General features: G+C 64.1%; 13 protein-coding genes and 4 tRNA genes. 9 read left to right on the top strand and 8 right to left on the bottom strand.

All coding sequences use genetic code 11. The features are described 5' to 3' along the window. The first annotated feature begins 105 nt into the window (after window positions 1–105). Entirely contained in the window at window positions 106–522 is a 417-nt protein-coding gene (locus AB6724_RS05080; RefSeq protein ID WP_369337423.1) for a F0F1 ATP synthase subunit epsilon, read from the top strand. A 148-nt stretch (window positions 523–670) separates the two neighbouring features. Here AB6724_RS05080 and AB6724_RS05075 read toward each other — a convergent pair whose 3' ends face one another. Further along, window positions 671–940 carry a hypothetical protein gene (locus AB6724_RS05075; RefSeq protein ID WP_369337422.1) on the bottom strand — a complete coding sequence of 90 codons (270 nt, stop codon included), beginning with the start codon at window positions 938–940 and terminating at the stop codon, window positions 671–673. A gap of 170 nt (window positions 941–1110) precedes the next feature. Here AB6724_RS05075 and AB6724_RS05070 point away from each other — a divergent pair, with 170 nt between their 5' ends. Beyond that, window positions 1111–1764, top strand: coding sequence for a DUF1294 domain-containing protein (locus AB6724_RS05070; protein ID WP_369337421.1), 654 nt, complete (start codon window positions 1111–1113; stop codon window positions 1762–1764). Between the two features lie 15 nt (window positions 1765–1779). Here the strand turns inward: AB6724_RS05070 and AB6724_RS05065 are convergent, their stop codons facing one another. Genes AB6724_RS05065 through AB6724_RS05055 form a run of 3 tightly spaced genes read right to left on the bottom strand, consistent with a single transcriptional unit; the run spans window position 1780 to window position 3898 of the window. Beyond that, the gene (locus tag AB6724_RS05065) at window positions 1780–2328 is read right to left on the bottom strand and encodes a TPM domain-containing protein (protein ID WP_369337420.1); all 549 of its coding nucleotides are present in this window, start codon (window positions 2326–2328) and stop codon (window positions 1780–1782) included. Window position 2329: 1 nt separating this feature from the next. Next, entirely contained in the window at window positions 2330–3259 is a 930-nt protein-coding gene (locus AB6724_RS05060) for a TPM domain-containing protein (RefSeq protein WP_369337419.1), read from the bottom strand. 21 nt (window positions 3260–3280) lie between these two features. After that, window positions 3281–3898 (bottom strand): LemA family protein, encoded by a 618-nt coding sequence (locus AB6724_RS05055; RefSeq protein WP_369337418.1) that lies wholly within the window; start codon window positions 3896–3898, stop codon window positions 3281–3283. 216 nt (window positions 3899–4114) lie between these two features. Here AB6724_RS05055 and AB6724_RS05050 point away from each other — a divergent pair, with 216 nt between their 5' ends. Both AB6724_RS05050 and AB6724_RS05045 read left to right on the top strand, forming a co-directional pair. Continuing rightward, window positions 4115–5128 (top strand): YheT family hydrolase, encoded by a 1014-nt coding sequence (locus AB6724_RS05050; RefSeq protein WP_369337417.1) that lies wholly within the window; start codon window positions 4115–4117, stop codon window positions 5126–5128. Beyond that, complete coding sequence (locus AB6724_RS05045) at window positions 5121–5678, top strand: DUF2946 family protein (RefSeq protein WP_369337416.1); 558 nt, start codon at window positions 5121–5123, stop codon at window positions 5676–5678. The genes AB6724_RS05050 and AB6724_RS05045 overlap by 8 nt, the downstream gene beginning before the upstream one ends. An 89-nt stretch (window positions 5679–5767) precedes the next feature. On the opposite strand, the gene AB6724_RS05040 is transcribed toward AB6724_RS05045, so the two are convergent. The 4 genes from AB6724_RS05040 to AB6724_RS05025 form a co-directional block, all read right to left on the bottom strand. Continuing rightward, window positions 5768–6619, bottom strand: coding sequence for a c-type cytochrome (locus AB6724_RS05040; protein WP_369337415.1), 852 nt, complete (start codon window positions 6617–6619; stop codon window positions 5768–5770). Between the two features lie 217 nt (window positions 6620–6836). Then, complete coding sequence (locus AB6724_RS05035) at window positions 6837–8267, bottom strand: efflux transporter outer membrane subunit (RefSeq protein ID WP_369337506.1); 1431 nt, start codon at window positions 8265–8267, stop codon at window positions 6837–6839. Continuing rightward, a complete protein-coding gene (locus AB6724_RS05030; protein WP_369337414.1) occupies window positions 8260–11439 on the bottom strand; it encodes an efflux RND transporter permease subunit in 3180 nt (1059 codons plus the stop codon). Before AB6724_RS05030 ends, AB6724_RS05035 begins: the two co-directional genes overlap by 8 nt. 15 nt (window positions 11440–11454) lie before the next feature. Next, window positions 11455–12753, bottom strand: a complete 1299-nt coding sequence (locus tag AB6724_RS05025) for an efflux RND transporter periplasmic adaptor subunit (protein WP_369337413.1) — start codon at window positions 12751–12753, stop codon at window positions 11455–11457. Window positions 12754–12979: 226 nt separating this feature from the next. On the opposite strand from AB6724_RS05025, the gene AB6724_RS05020 reads away from it, so the two are divergent. From AB6724_RS05020 to AB6724_RS05000, 5 genes are all read left to right on the top strand, one after another. After that, a complete protein-coding gene (locus AB6724_RS05020) occupies window positions 12980–13600 on the top strand; it encodes a TetR family transcriptional regulator (protein ID WP_369337412.1) in 621 nt (206 codons plus the stop codon). Window positions 13601–13674: 74 nt separating this feature from the next. After that, window positions 13675–13750, top strand: a tRNA-Arg gene (locus tag AB6724_RS05015). A gap of 82 nt (window positions 13751–13832) precedes the next feature. After that, window positions 13833–13918, top strand: a tRNA-Tyr gene (locus AB6724_RS05010). Between the two features lie 55 nt (window positions 13919–13973). Continuing rightward, a tRNA-Gly gene (locus AB6724_RS05005) sits at window positions 13974–14047 on the top strand. Window positions 14048–14090: 43 nt separating this feature from the next. After that, a tRNA-Thr gene (locus AB6724_RS05000) sits at window positions 14091–14165 on the top strand. Window positions 14166–14210: the final 45 nt, after the last annotated feature.

Genomic DNA, 14210 nt, shown 5'->3' with positions numbered 1-14210 from the left:
CAGGAGGGGGACGACACCTTCGCTGCGGGGCGGCCCTTGCTCGGTGTCCCCGATCTGGGCCCTGCCGGTTCCAAGTTCCAGTCTTACCTTTTTTGAGGAGCAAAGATGAACACCATCCACGTTGATGTGGTCAGTGCCGAAGAGTCCATCTTCGCCGGTGAAGCGCGTTTTGTCGCCTTGCCTGGTGAAGCGGGCGAGCTGGGCATTTATCCCCGCCACACACCGCTGATCACCCGCATCAAGCCGGGTTCGGTGCGCATCGAAATGCCTGATGGCAGCGAAGAGTTCGTCTTCGTGGCCGGCGGCATTTTGGAAGTGCAACCCAACTGCGTGACCGTGCTGTCCGACACCGCCATCCGCGGCAAGGATCTGGACGAGCAAAAGGCCAACGAGGCCAAGGCTGCCGCCGAGGAAGCCCTGAAGAACGCCAAGGGCGAGCTGGACATTGCCCGCGCGCAGTCCGAGCTGGCCGTCATGGCGGCCCAGATTGCCGCCCTGCGCAAGTATCGCCAGAAGCGTTGATCCTTCGTTGTGCGGCTCCCATGCGGCTGCCTGCAGTGAAAAAAGCCACCGGATCGCTCCGGTGGCTTTTTTTGTGGCCGAATCAGGCGCAGACGGCAAAAAGGCTTGAGCGCCAGCCCAAGCCTTTGGTTCCAGTGCGGGCTGCCGCTTAGTTGTTGCAGGCGGCCTGATAGGCGTAGACCACGGAGTTGTCCTTGGGGTCCACATGGCGGGACTTGCGGATCACGGCCTTGCTGGGGTCGTCGCACATGGCACGCGCCTGGGCTTCGCACTTCTTGGGATCATCGACCTTGAGCTTGCAGCTCAGCACATAGTCGTATTCGTCGGGCGTTTCGGCGCCCTTGGGGATGATGGACGAGCAGGCACTCAGCGCCAGGGCCGAGCTGATGATGGCAAGAGAGAGCGAAGATTTCTTCATGCGGTGGTGCTTTCTTTGGAAAATGCGGCTGTCCCGAAGCTAACACAGTCACCGGCGCTAACCGGTCTGGCGGCGCAGGACAGGCAGCTATTTTGCAATCATCCAACAGCTTCGTTCCGGCGATTTGCCGACCATCGCCGTGCGGCCTCAAACTGTGACGACAACAAGAAATGAGCGCTATGCGTTATCGGGGAACCCTGGTTCAGTGGCATGACGAGCGGGGCTTCGGCTGGATCGAGGCCGATGCCGGCGGCGAAAAGGTCTTTGTGCACATCAGCGCTTTTGTGCCGCGTCCGCCCGCCGAGCAGCGCCCCCAGCCCGGGCAGAGGCTGGAATTTGCCGTGGGGCTGGAAAACGGCAGGAAGCGCGCGCAGCAGGTCGCCTGGCGCAAGCCGCAGCCGCCAATCGGGGGCCAGCCACGCGCCAGGACGGCGCAGACCGCCCGCGCGGCCGGCTGGCAGGCTTCCAGCCGGTTCAGCTATGGGATGCTGCTGGCCTGGCTGCTGCTGATGCTGGCCGCCTCGGTTTTCTGGAGCATGCCGCGCTGGGTCTGGCTGGCCTATGCGGGACTGAGTGCGCTGACCTTCATGGCCTATTGGCAGGACAAGTGGTCGGCCCAGCAGGGCCGCTGGCGCACGCCCGAGAACACCTTGCAGGCTCTGGCGCTGCTGGGCGGTTGGCCCGGAGCGGTACTGGCCCAGCAGTGGCTGCGTCACAAGTCGAGCAAGACCAGCTTTCAGCTGCGGTTCTGGTCGCTGGCCCTGGTCAATGTCGCGGCCCTGCTGTGGCTGCTTGCGTCGCCGGGGCGCCACTGGCCGGCTTGAAGCGCTTCATGCCGCTCAGCTGTTGCGGCGCGGCAAATGCTGTTGCCCCACGGGGGCGTCGGGCAGGTGGTCCTCGTCCTGCCCATGGCCTGGCTCGCTGCGGCGCGGAAAATGATGCTGCAGATGGCGGCTCACGCGCTCCAGCGCCGTCACCAGCCCCACGCTGAAATGGCCGCTCTGGAAGGCCGACTGCATATCGCTGAGCAGCGTTTGCCACTGCTCTGCGCTCATGGTGCGATCCAGCGCGCGGTCGGCCACGATCTCTATCGCATGGTCGGCCAGCAGCAGATAGATCAGCGCGCCGTTGTTGTGTTCGGTGTCCCAGACGCGCAGCTTGCCGAACAGCGACAGCGCGCGCTGGCGCGGCGTGGCATCGCGCCAGATATAGCTGAACGGCAGGCCGGCCTCCACGCAGATGCGCACCTGGCCGGTATGGCCGAGCTCGCTGTGGGCGATCAGCTGTTCTAGCTCGGCAAGCGTGGCCGCGGGCAGGGCCCGGCGCAGATGCAGCTCGGCCCAGCGATGGCGCACCAGGCGCGCGAAGCGATGGAAAACACTGCTCATCTCACCAATCCCCCGAGGCGCCGCCGCCACCAAAGCTGCCACCGCCGCCCGAGCTGAAGCTGTCGCCGCCGCCGGAACTCCAGCTGCCGCCACCTCCGCCGCTGCTCCAGCCACCGCCTCCCGTGCCTATATAGGGGCCACCCCGGCCGCCGCGCGACAGATTGGAGAGCAGGGTGAAGAGCAGTCCCAGAAAGGCTGCAAATCCCGCAATCATCAGGCTGGTGGTAAACACATAGGCGAGGGCCCCGGCGGCACCGCCCACGACCAGCGAGCCCACTGCGCGCCCGAAGACGGCGCGCGCCACGGCAATGCCTAGCGGAAAGCCGAAGAACAGCAGCGGCAGCAAGAAGTCGGCATGCTGGGTCCAGGACTGCCTGGCGCGCTGAGCTTCGGGGGCAGGCAGTTTTTCACCGCGAATCAGCAGGCCCATCTGCTCTATGGCCGCGGACAGGCCGCCCGCATAGTCGTCGGCGCGAAAGCGCGGCTTCATGGCCCCGTCTATGATGCGGCCCGCCTGGATGTCGGGAATCGCGCCTTCAAGCCTGCGCGCCACCTCGATGCGCATGCGCCTGTCGTTCTTGGCCACCACGATCAGAGAGCCGTCGCCTATCTCCTTGCGGCCCAGCTTCCAGCTGCTGGCCACGCGCCAGGCATAGGCGGCAATGTCCTCGGGCGCCGTGGTCGGCACCATGAGCACCACGACCTGGGCGCCGGTGTCGTCCTCGAGCTTCTTGAGCTGGGCGCCGAGCGACTGCAGATCGCCGCTGGCCAGCGTGCCGGTGGTGTCGATCACACGGCCCGTGAGCTCGGGCACGGGCTGCAGCTGGGTGCCGGCCTGGGCCCAGGCCGGCAGCGCGGCGAGCAGTCCCAGCCATGCAAAAACAATAGCTGCAAGCGCTCTGCAAATAAGGGCTGGCGTCTTGTTTGGCATGGGATCTGGGCGCGGTGGCGGTTACTTGGCTCCGGCAGGGGCCGCCGGGGCCGAGAAGTCCACCTTGGGCGGCTCGGAAATCTGGGCCTCGTTCTGCACCGTGAAGTTGGGTTTGACGGAATAGCCGAACACCTTGGCCGTGATATTGCTCGGGAAGCTGCGTGCCAGCACGTTATAGGCCTGCACGGTGCCTATGTACTCGTTGCGCGCCACCGTAATGCGGTTTTCCGTACCCTCCAGGGTCACGCGCAGATCGCGGAAAGCCTGGTTGGCCTTGAGATCCGGGTAGCGCTCGGCAACCACCATCAGGCGCGACAGCGCGCCAGACAGCTCGCCCTGGGCCTGCTGGAATTTGTTGAAGGCCTCGGGGTTGTTGATGAGGTCCGGCGTGGCCTGGATGGAGGTGGCTTTGGAGCGCGCTTCGATCACCTTGGTCAGGGTTTCCTGCTCGAAATTGGCTTCGCCCTTGACGGTCGCCACGATATTCGGGACCAGGTCCGAGCGGCGCTGGTACTGGTTGAGCACCTCGCTCCAGGCGGCCTTGGTCTTTTCGTCGAGGCGCTGGAAGTCGTTGTAGCCGCAGCCGTTCAGGGACAGCAGCGACGCAAAAGTCAGCAACAGCAGAAGCCAGCGTTTCATGGGCGCATCCATTCGCAAAAAAGATAAATGAAACAATAGCACATGGGCTTTTGCGCGGCGCCAGCGGTTGCCTGGAGGCGCGAGACGCTAGCATTGGAGCCATGTCCGAGGTCTCTACACTGCATGTCTTGCGCGCCGCGCGGCGCCTGGGCCCGGTCGCGCCGGCCGGGCCGCGCATGCTGCTGGCTGGGCTCAAGGTCTGGCGGGGTTAGAAACATGGACCTGCAGACATTTCGTGCACCCTGGTGGCAGCCCGGCGGTCATGTGCAGACCATCTGGTCGGCCCTGTGTTCACGCCGCAGCGTGGCCGGCGATGCGCCGCTGCGCTGGCGGCGCGAGCGCTGGGAGACGCCCGATGGCGACTTTATCGACGTCGACTTTTCAGGCCATGCCCCTGCCGCACAAGTGCCGCTGCTGGTGTTGTTCCATGGCTTGGAGGGCTCCTCTTCGAGCCACTACGCCCTGGCGCTGGCACAGGTCTGTGCGCAGCGCGGCTGGAGCCTGGCCGTGCCGCATTTCCGCGGCTGCAGCGGCGAACCCAACCGCCTGCCGCGCGCCTATCACTCGGGGGATGCCGACGAGGTGGACTGGATCTTGCGTCAGCTGCGGCCGCGCATGCGAGGCGGACTGCTGGCCATGGGAGTGTCGCTGGGCGGCAACGCCCTGGCCCGCTGGGCGGGCCTGCAGCGCCAGGCGGCGGCCGAGCTCGTCACGGCCGCCGCCGTGGTTTGCGCGCCGCTGGATCTGGTGGCCGGTGGAGCCAATCTGGGCCGTGGACTGAACCGCTGGCTCTACACCCCCATGTTCATGCGCACCCTGGTGCCCAAGGCCCTGGCCAAGTGGCAGCAGTCGCCGGGGCTGTTCGACAGGGCCAGGCTGCAGCGCGCGCGCACGCTGCATGCGTTTGACGATGTGTTTACCGGCCCGGTCCATGGCTTCAGGGACGCCGATGATTACTGGCGACGGGCATCCGCCAAGCCCCTGCTCAAGCAGGTGGCCCTGCCCCTGCTGCTGCTGAATGCGCGCAACGATCCTTTCGTGCCTGCGGACAGCCTGCCCGGGCCCGGCGATGTCAGCGCGTCCGTGCAGCTGTGGCAGCCGCCGCATGGCGGCCATGTGGGTTTTTCATCGGGCGCCTGGCCGGCCCATGTGCAGGCCATGCCGCTGGCCGTGACGCAGTGGCTGGCGCAATGGCTGGAGCCGAGCAACGAGGAGTGTGGCAATGGATGAGATCGTGAAACAGGCCATGGCCAAATGGCCCAATGTGCCGGCCTGTGCGGGCTGGCTGGGTCTGGATGCGCGCGGCCAATGGTGGCTGCGGGACGCCGAGGCCCAGGCCTGCGGCGCGTTTGCCAGCGGCCGCGAAGGGGCCAAGGGCCATGCGGTGAGCCAGGAAAAGCTGGCCGCCTTCATAGGCCGCAACTATATGGCCGAGGCCGACGGCCGCTGGTATTTCCAGAATGGTCCGCAGCGCGTGTATGTGGAGCTGGAAGCCGCGCCCTGGATATGGCGCTTGCGCGGCGCGGAGCAGGGCCTGCAGCTGCAAAGTCACACGGGCCAGGAGCTGCCGGTGGCCGCCGTGGAACGGGTCTTGCTGGATCAGCAGGGGCGGCTGTTTCTGCTGCTGCCGCAGGGCCTGGGCATGGTCCACAGCCTGGACATGCTGGATGCAGCCGATGCACTGGAGCGCGGCGAGCTGCCAGAGCTGCAGGAGGTCGACGCCGTGCAGCTGCCGCAGCGCTTCGGCTTTGTGCTGAGCCCGCAAGCTCTGCAAAATTGATAGCTGTTGACGCTTGCCTGGAAAAGGTTTACGGCGATAACAATAAAAAACCGGCACCAGGCCGGTTTTTTCATGGCAGAAGCAGGGGCTTACTTGGCTGCATTCACCATGTACTGGATGGCGGCCTTGAAGTCCGCATCGGAAGCCGTGGAGCCGCCCTTGGGAGGCATGGCACCTACGCCCTGAGTGGCTTTTTGCACCATATCGTCCATGCCCTTGGCAATAAAGGGAGCCCAGGCGGCCTTGTCGCCAAACTTGGGTGCGCCCGCCACACCGCTGCCATGGCAGGCCACGCAGGTCGTGCTGTAGAGATTCTTGCCGGCATCGGCTCCGGTGGCCGCGGGGGCGGCCTCGGCGACGGGGGCTGCGGCCGGTGCAGCGGCGGCGGGAGCCGGTGTCGCGGTAGGAGCAGGAGCAGCGGAGGCTTCGGCGCCGGCCGCACCTGCAGGCGCCTGAGGCTCGGGGAAGCTGGCACCGGCGGCATTGGCCATATAGACCACGCCACGCGCAATTTCGGTGTCGTTGAACTCGCCGCCGCCCTGGGCCGCCATGGCGCCCTTGCCGCTCAGCGCAGAGTGCACCAGGGTCTCAAGGCTTTGCTTGATGCGCGGGCCCCAGGCCGCGGTGTCCTGGAACTTGGGCGCTCCCGCAGCGCCGGTGGCGTGGCAGGCCGAGCATTGGGACTTGAAGACCTCCTCGCCGCTGCGCAGGGGACGGTTGGCATCGCGTATCTCCACACTGCCGACCTTCTGCAGGCGCACGGCCTTGGACATTTCGGCATGGCTGGAGCCTGCGCCCGTGGTGTCCGACGAGGTCACGAACTTGACCAGACCAATGATCACGAAGACGGGAACGACAAACGAGAAGAAGACGGCAAGCAGCAAATGCTTGGGATTCTTGATGGGGCCGGTATGGGCTTCTTCGTGGTGTTGCTCGCTCATGAAGTCCTCTGACATCGTATGGGTTTGATTTAACAAACCATTATAGAAGTGAGGGATAAGAACGCCAGTGCACGACGATACGGGTTGACGGCTGCCGCATAAAGGGGTTGAGTTGGATCAACCTTGGCCCGCTTCCATTGCCGGGCCGGCATGAAAAAAGGCGTCCGAGGACGCCTTTGGGGCCTGGAGGCCGGCACTGCTGCCGGCCGTTCCGGGTTCACTGCGCGGTGCCGGCAGTCGGGGCCGCACTGGCCGTCGCGGGCTCGGTCCAGCCGCCGCCCAGCACCTTGTAGAGATTGACCTGGTTCTGCAGCTGTTGCAGGCGTACCTGGACCACGGATTGCTCCAGGGAGAACAGCGAGCGCTGGGCATCCAGCAGGTCCAGATAGCTGGCCACGCCGTTGGTGTAGCGCAGGTCGGACAGCTTGTAGCGCACCTGCTCCGCCTCGAGCTGGCGCGACTGCGCCTGCAGCTGGTCCTGCAGCGTCTGGCTGCTGACCAGTGCGTCGGAGACTTCGCGGAAGGCCGTCTGTATGGACTTCTCGTACTGGGCCACGGCAATCTTCTCGCCGGCCTCGGCCACCTCCAGATTGGCGCGGGTGCGGCCGGCATTGAAGATGGGCAGATACAGCGACGGTGCAATGCTGAAGTACTTGGAGCCGGCGCTGAACAGGTCCGAGAGTTCAGGATTGACGAAGCCCGCCGCGGCCGTCAGCGAGACGGTGGGGAAGAAGGCCGCGCGTGCCGCACCTATATTGGCATTGGCCGCAATCATGCTCTGCTCGGCCTGGCGCACGTCGGGGCGGCGCAGCAGCAGATCCGAGGGCAGGCCGGAGGGCACATCGGCGATGGCGGGCAGATCGGACAGCTTCTTGCCCTGCAGGCTGGCCAGCAGGTCGGACGGCAGGCCCTGGCCCACGAGCAGGGTCAGGGCATTGACATCCAGCTCGCGCTGGCGCGTCTGCTGGGCCAGGGTGGCACGTGCGTTCTCGGCCAGCGACTGGGCCTGGCGGAAATCCAGCTCGGAGGCCACGCCCGAGTCCAGACGCAGCTTGGTCAGCGTGACGGACTGTTCGCGCGTGCCCAGCGTGCGCCGCGAGATGTCCATCAGCTCCTCGTCAGCCTGCAGGCCCAGCCAGGCGTTGGCGACATTGGAAATCAGGCTGATCTGCGCGGATTTGCGGCCTTCCTCGGTGGCCAGGTACTGGGCCAGGGCCTGTTCCTTGAGGCTGCCGATGCGGCCCCAGAAATCGATCTCCCAGCTGGGCATGGTCAGCCCGGCCGTGTACATGTTCACGTACTGACCGGTCAGCGTGCTGGGCTGGCGGCTGCCCGAGCCCGCGACGCCAATTTCAGGGAACTGGGCCGCCCGCTGGATCTGGTACTGGGCACGGGCCTTGTCGATATTCAGCACGGCCACGCGCAGGTCGCGGTTGTTGTCCAGCGCGAGCTGAATGATCTGCTGCAGGCGCGGGTCTGTGAAGAACTGCTGCCAGGGGATGTCGGCAGCAGCCACCGCTCCGGCCGCGGTGGCCGCAGGGAACTGCTGTGCCACCGGCAGGGCCGGCCGATCGAGCTTCGGAATAAAGGAGCAGCCGCTGGCCAGCAGCGCGCCGGCCAGTGCCACGGGGAGCAGAGTTTTATTCATCATGAGTGCCTCCCTGCGTTGCGCTAATCGCTGCCGGGGAAGTGGCGTTGTTGTCTTGCTTGGATTGCTTGCCGAAGAGGTTGAACACGACGACAAAGAACACGGGCACCAGGAACACGGCAAAAGGCGTGCCGATGATCATCCCCCAGAACACGCCGGTACCGATTTCCTTCTGGCTGGCGGCGCTGGCGCCCGAGGCGATGTACAGCGGCACCACGCCCAGGATGAAGGCCAGCGAGGTCATCAGAATGGGGCGGAAACGCAGGTGACCGGCCTCGAGAGCCGCTTCCAGCGCGCTCTTGCCCTGGGCATGCAGGTCCTTGGCGAACTCGACGATCAGAATGGCGTTCTTGGCCGACAGGCCGATCACCGTGATCAGCGCCACCTGGAAGTAGATGTCGTTGGGCATGCCGCGTGCGAGCACGCCGGCCACGGCACCGAACACGCCCAGAGGCACGACCAGCAGCACGGACAGCGGAATGCTCCAGCTCTCGTACAGCGCAGCCAGGCACAGGAACACGGCCAGGATGGAGAAGGCGTACAGCAGCATGGCGGAGGAGCCGGCCTTGATTTCGTCCAGCGACTGGCCCGTCCATTCGTAGCCAAAGCCTTCAGGCAGTTCCTGGGCCAGCTTTTCCATTTCCTTCATGGAATCGCCACTGGTGAAGCCGGGCTTGGCTTGACCGGTGATGCTCATGGAGGGGAAGCCGTTGTAGCGGGTCAGCTGCATGGGGCCGGAAATCCACTTGGCCGTGACCATGGTGGACAACTCGACCAGCTGGCCTTGCGCATTGGGCACGGTCAGGCGCAGCACGTCCTCGGGCTGCATGCGGTTAGCCGCATCGGCCTGGATGGTGACGCGCTGCATATAGCCTTCATTGGGGAAGTCGGTGGAGTTTCTGGAGCCCAGCGCCGTTGCCAGCGTGGTCGCCAGATCGTCCATGTTCACCCTCTGCGCATAGACCGCATCGCGGTTCACGTCGACCTGCCACTGGGGGGCATCGTCCACGCCATCGAAGCGCACGCCGGTCAGCACGGGGCTTTGGTTGGCCTTGCGAATCAACTCGTTGCGTGCGGCCAGCAGTGCCGCATGGCCCTTGGCACCGCGGTCCAGCAGGCGGAAGGTAAAGCCATCGCTGTTGCCCAGTTCGGGAATGGACGGCGGCACCAGCGTGAAGACGAAGCCGTCACGCAGCTTGGACATGGCGCCCATGGCGCGGCCCGCGAAGGAAGATGCATCCTGTCCCTTGCCGCTGCGCTCGGACCAGTCCTTGAGGGTGGTGAAGGCCAGACCCACGTTCTGTCCCTGGCCCGCAAAGCTGAAGCCCATGATGCTCACGATGTGGTCGGTCTCGGGCTGGCTCAGCGCGAACTTCTCCAGCTCGGTCATGGTGGCGCTGGTGCGCTCCATGGTGGCGCCCGGGGGCAGCTGGGCCAGCGAGATCACGTAGCCCTGGTCTTCCGTGGGCAGGAAGGCGGTGGGCAGCTTCATGAAGATGAAGGCGGCGCCGGCAATCACCAGCATATAGACGATCAAGGCCTGCACGGAGCGCTTGACCACGCCTTGCAGGGCGCGGCTGTAGCGGTGGGTGCCGGCTTCGAACTTGGCGTTGAACCAGTTGTAGAAGGGACCGAGCAGGCCGGTCTTCTTGTCGTGCGCATGGCCCTTGGGAATGGGCTTGAGCATGGTGGAGCACAGCGCAGGCGTGAGCGTCAGCGCAAAGAAGCCCGAGAAGAAGATGGAGATCGCCATCACCAGCGAGAACTGGCGATAGATGTTGCCGGTCGCACCGCTGAACGCGGCCAGCGGCAGGAACACGGTCACCAGAATCACGGTGATGCCGACCACGGCGCCCTGGATCTGGCCCATGGCCTTGATGGTGGCCTCCTTGGGGGGCAGGCCTTCCTCGGACATGATGCGCTCGACGTTCTCCACCACCACGATGGCGTCGTCCACGACGATACCGATCACCAGCACCATGGCGAACATGGCCAGGATGTTGATGGACAGGCCCGCGAACAGCATCACGGCGAATGTGCCGAGCAGGGCGATGGGCACGACGATGGTGGGAATCAGCGTGTAGCGGATGTTCTGCAGGAAGATCAGCATCACGATGAACACCAGCACGATGGCCTCAAGCAGCGTGTGCACCACCTTTTCGATGGAGATCTTCACGAACTTGGAGGTGTCGTAAGGCGCGGACCATTTCACTCCGGGGGGGAGGAAGGGCTCGAGCTCCTTCATCTTGCTCTTGACCAGGCCGGCCGTGGCCATGGCGTTGGCCGTGGAGGTCAGCTGCACTGCCATGGCGACGGCAGGCTTGCCGTCAATGCGCGAGTTGAAGCCATAGGTCTCAATGCCCAGCTCCACGCGCGCCACGTCCTTGAGGCGCACGGTGGAGCCGTCGGCGTTGGAGCGCAGCACCACATTGCCGAATTCCTCGGGCGTGGTCAGCTGGCCGGGCACCACGATCGTGGCATTCATGGTCGTGCCGGGCTGGGCCGGCATGTCGCCCAGGGCGCCGCCGGAGATCTGCTGGTTCTGCGCCGCAATGGCCGCGTTGACCGAGGCGATCGAGAGGCCGTAGCCCTGCAGCTTGGCTGGGTCCACCCAGACGCGCATGGCGCGGCCGGCGGCGAACAGCTGGGCCTTGCCCACGCCGTCCAGACGCTGGATTTCGGGCAGCACGTTGCGGTTCACATAGTCGGCGATGTCATCGCGCGAGGTCTCCCCCGACTCGGCCTGGAAGCCCAGGATCATCAGGAAGTTGCTCATGGACTTGTCCACGCGCACGCCCAGGGCCTGGACCACCGAAGGCAGGCGGGGCAGAGCGCGTGAGAGACGGTTCTGCACGTCCACTTGCGCCAGATCGGGGTTGGTGCCGGGCGCAAAGGTGATGGTCAGGGTGCCCTGGCCGCCAGCAGGGGCCTTTGACTCCATGTACATCAGGCCCGTGGCGCCGTTCATTTCGCGCTCTATCAGCTGGAGCACGGAATCCGTCATGGTCTGCGAGGTCGCTCCCGGATAGGTCGCGGTCACGTTGACCGTGGGCGGCGCCACGGACGGGAACTGCGCCACCGGTAGCCGGGTGATGGAGATCACGCCTGCGAGGATCACGAAGATCGCGATCACCCAGGCAAAAATCGGTCGGTGAATAAAAAACTTCGACATACGAGTTCTGCCTGATTACTTGCCTGTCTGGGCGTTATCGGCCTTGGCGGCGTCAGCCTTGCCCGGTTCGGCCGGGGCGGCGGCTGCAGGAGCGGCCGGCTGTGCAGGCGCTGCGTCGCCTTTCCATGGCACGGGTTTGACCTTCTTGGCGCCCATGCCCACCTTGATCAGGCCGTCGACCATAACCTTCTCGCCGGGTTTCAGGCCCGAGGTGACGATCCAGTTGGTGCCCTTGGACTGGCCGATCTGGACGGGGCGGGGAGCGACGGAGCCATCGTCGGCCACGACCATGACGAAGTTGCCCTTTTCGTTGCGGGTCACCGCCTGCTGGGGAATCAATGCCGCGTTGTCCACCTGGGCCTGCTCCAGGCGCACGCGCACATAGGTGCCGGGCAGCAGCAGCCCGGTGGGGTTGGGCAGTTCGGCGCGCACGCTGACCTGGCCCGTGGTGGGGTCGACGCTCAGATCGGTGAACAGCAGTTTGCCGGGCTGGGGATATTCCTTGCCATCGTCCAAATAGACGTGGACCTTGATGCCGTTATCGCCTACCTTTGCTAGCTTGCCAGAAGTGAGCGCTTCGCGCAGGCGCATGATGTCGGAGGCCGACTGTGTGAGGTTGACGTACAGCGGGTTGATCTGCTGGATGGTGGCCAGTTGAGTGGCGTCGCCCTGTCCGACCAGTGCACCTTCGGTCACCAAGGCGCGGCCGATGCGGCCCGAGATCGGTGCTGTCACGCTGGCATAGCCCAGATTGACGTTGGCGTTGGTCACGGCTGCCTTGCCGGCGGCGACCTGGGCCTGGGCGGCTTTTTCGTTGGCGATGGCCGTGTCGTAATCCTGTTTGCTGATGGCATTGGCTTCGACGAGCGGCTTGTAGCGGCGAGCGGTGGCTGCAGCCTGGGCCAGATTGGCTTCCGCCTGAGCCAGGGTGGCCTGGGCGCTTTGCAGATTGGCGCGATAAGGCGTGTCGTCAATCTGGAACAGGGCCTGGCCGGCCTTGACGTCGGAGCCTTCCTGGAACAGGCGCTTTTGCACGATGCCGGCAGCGCGGGCGCGCACCTGGGCAATGCGGGAGGCTTCCAGGCGGCCGGGGAGGTCGGAAACCAGCGGCACGTTCTGCAGTTCCACGGTGACCACGCCGACTTCGGGAGGCTGGGCCTGTGCTGCGGCCTGGGCTTTTTGCTGGTCGGCTTTTTTGTCGCTGCAAGCTGCAAGGCCCAGGGCGGCGATCAGGGACAGGCTGATGACTGCGGCGCGTGTGCTGCTTGGTGCAAACATGAATTGACGTTGCGGGGCCTGGTTTGTTTCATACATGCGATGCATGAAAGTCCTTCCGGTAGACGTTTGAAAACAATAAAAGAGCGCAGTCCCAAGAGGGTGCACTCAGAGTGTGAGAGATGTTGACTGGATTCTCTCGTTTCTACAATGGCAGCAAATTATACATACATGCATAAATGTATAATTAAAAAAGTTGAGACTAGAACTGTGTAAGAGGCTGTTTGTCATGCGTTGTAGTGGATGGGTGCGGAGGGGGTGAGGGATGGTGCGTAGGACCAAGGCAGAGGCGGATGAGACTCGCACCAGGTTGCTGGATGCGGCGGAGGAGGTGTTTTTCGAGAAGGGTGTTTCCCGTACTTCTCTGGGGGACATTGCCCAGCGGGCGGGGGCTACCCGCGGTGCGGTGTACTGGCACTTCAAGGACAAGGTTGATGTGTTTGCCTCCATGCTGGGGCGCATCTGCATGCCGTTTGATGAAATTTGCGACGACAAATATGGGGACCTGCAGCCCCTGGAGCGCATTCGCCTGTCCATCCTCAAGGTGTTCGAGAGCCTTGATGGGGACGAGCGCCGGCGCAAGGTCTTCGAGACGGCGCTGTTCAAGATGGAATACGTCGGGGAGCTTGAGGGCATGAGGGTGCGGCACGTCGAAAGCGCCAGGCTCTCGCAGGAAAAATTTGCGCGCGACCTGGGTCTGGCGGCCCAGGCGCAATCCCTTCAGCTGGCCGTGTCGCCGCAGGATGCGGCCCTGGGTCTGCATTCCTTGTTTGTGGGGCTCATCCATGGCTGGGTTCTGAATGAGGGAGGCTATCCGCTGGTGGCGATAGGGCGGGTGACGGTCGATGTCTATCTATCAGGTTTGGGTTTTCGCCTGGATTTGTGATTGGAGGGTGAAACCCATGCGATAATTGCGAGGTTGAATTGTTGTTGGCCATGCACGGCGTGACTAACGGATTCGCGGCTGTAGCTCAGTGGATAGAGTATTGGCCTCCGAAGCCAAGGGTCGTGGGTTCGATCCCCGCCAGCCGCGCCAGCAATCGTCGATCGGCGAAAAATCAAAAAAATCACTGATTTCTTTTGGGTCGAAAAAACGGTGCTACAATTCAAATCTCTTCGGAGGGGTGGCCGAGTGGTTAAAGGCAGCAGACTGTAAATCTGCCCGCTTACGCGTACACAGGTTCGAATCCTGTCCCCTCCACCAGAAATGGTGTAGAAGAGCGGTTGCTAGAAATAGTGACCACGTGCAGTGAATCTGTGCGGGAGTAGTTCAATGGTAGAACCCTAGCCTTCCAAGCTAATGACGCGGGTTCGATTCCCGTCTCCCGCTCCAGTTTGCGAGCAAAGATTCTTGGAGTTGTTTCGGCAACTTCACTGCCCATGTGGCTCAGTGGTAGAGCACTCCCTTGGTAAGGGAGAGGTCGCGGGTCCGATTCCCGCCATGGGCACCATTTTCTGGTGCGCTCGCTTTGATAGGGTTGCGCCGAAATCCTCTT

This window comes from Comamonas guangdongensis, assembly GCF_041079535.1.
Lineage (GTDB): Bacteria > Pseudomonadota > Gammaproteobacteria > Burkholderiales > Burkholderiaceae_C > Comamonas > Comamonas guangdongensis.
Note: the sequence above shows the minus strand (reverse complement) of the source record. Positions and strands in the feature narration are given on the sequence as shown.